The following is a 1,727-nucleotide window of genomic DNA, read 5'->3' on the forward strand; positions in this document are numbered from 1 at the left end:
TGACACGGGGCGTGTTTGTGTGGGGGTGGGCGGGGGCGGCCAAGCATGAGCACCTGCGCGCACTCGGTGCCGACGAGCTGATCGACTACCGGGAGGTCGATGTCGCCGAGGTCGTCCGCGATGTCGACGTGGTGCTGGACACCCTCGGCGAGGAGAACAGCCGCCGTTCGCTGCCGACACTGCGTCCCGGCGGGCTGCTCGTCAGCATCCTGACGAGAAACGGGACCGACCTGCCCGCCGAGGCAGCCAGGCAGGGCGCGCGCTTCGCGGGGTTGCTCGTCGAGGCCGATCATGCCGGGATGCGGGCCGTCGCCGCGCTGCTCGCGTCGGGCGAGCTCACGCCGACCATCGCCGGGGTGTTCCCGCTGGCCGAAGCGGCGAAGGCGCACGCGATCGGCGAGACGGACCGGACGCTCGGAAAACCCGGGTTCAGCGCGCCCTGACCGGGGGGGCGCCGCCGCCCGGGTCCGCGGCGGCGCCGACCCAGGACACGCAATTGCGGCGACCCGAGGCACGCGGTGGCGGCGAGGCCGGAAACTCGTGAGCGGGGGCCGACGGCAAGTGGCATTGTTGACGCTGATGTGCGCACCGGTGGACCACCGGAGCGCTCGACCGTGCCGTGTTCGTCGACGACGAAGGAGATCTATGTCCGCCCCGAATCTCACCCGCGACCAGGCGGTCGAACGCGCCGCCACCGTGGCCGTGCAGAACTATCGGATCGAACTCGACCTCACCGACCAGCCACGAGGCGCGGGTTCGGAAGTGTCGGACACCTTCGGTTCGACGACCACCGTCACCTTCACCGCCACTCCCGGCGCGAGCACCTTCATCGATCTGGTGGCGCCGCGGGTGCGTTCGGCCGTGCTCAACGGCACCCCGCTGGATGTGAGCGGCTACGACGAGTCGACCGGGATCACGCTGACCGATCTCGCCGCGACCAACGAGCTCGTCGTCGAGGCCGACTGCGAGTACTCGCACACCGGTGAGGGCCTGCACCGGTTCGTCGACCCGGCCGACGACAACGTCTACCTGTACTCGCAGTTCGAGACCGCCGATGCCAAGCGGATGTTCGCCTGCTTCGACCAGCCCGACCTCAAGGCGACCTTCGACATCGTCGCCACCGCACCCGGCGACTGGCGGGTCGTCTCCAACGGCGCGACCGCCGAGGAGCACAAGGTCGGCGCGGTCGTGCGGCACACCTTCGCGACCACCCCGAAGATGAGCACGTACCTGGTCGCCATGATCGCCGGTCCGTACGCGATCTGGACCGACTCGTACGCCGACAGCCACGGCGAGATCCCGCTCGGCCTGTTCTGCCGCGCCTCGCTCGCCGAGCACATGGACGCCGAGCGCCTGTTCACCGAGACCAAACAGGGTTTCGCCTTCTACCACGACAACTTCGGCGTGCCGTATGCCTTCGGCAAGTACGACCAGCTGTTCGTCCCGGAGTTCAACGCGGGCGCGATGGAGAACGCGGGCGCGGTCACCTTCCTCGAGGACTACGTCTTCCGGTCCAAGGTGACCCGCGCGTCCTACGAGCGCCGCGCCGAGACCGTGCTGCACGAGATGGCGCACATGTGGTTCGGCGACCTGGTGACCATGCAGTGGTGGGACGACCAGTGGCTCAAGGAGTCCTTCGCGGACTTCATGGGGACGTTCTCGATGGTCGAGGCGACGCGCTTCACCAACGGCTGGATCACCTTCGCCAACAACCGCAAGGCGTGGGC

2 protein-coding genes are annotated in these 1,727 nt (G+C 68.7%); both read left to right on the forward strand.

Translation table 11 applies throughout. The annotated features are described in order from the left end of the window. On the forward strand, window positions 1-443 hold a 443-nt coding region (locus tag ACFWPJ_RS32050), incomplete at its 5' end, for a zinc-binding dehydrogenase (protein WP_378857162.1). Window positions 444-645: 202 nt separating this feature from the next. After that, the coding region (locus ACFWPJ_RS32055) for a M1 family metallopeptidase (RefSeq protein WP_378857164.1) at window positions 646-1,727 on the forward strand (1,082 nt) is incomplete at its 3' end.

It is taken from the genome of Nocardia sp. NPDC058497, assembly GCF_042720195.1.
Taxonomy (GTDB): domain Bacteria; phylum Actinomycetota; class Actinomycetes; order Mycobacteriales; family Mycobacteriaceae; genus Nocardia.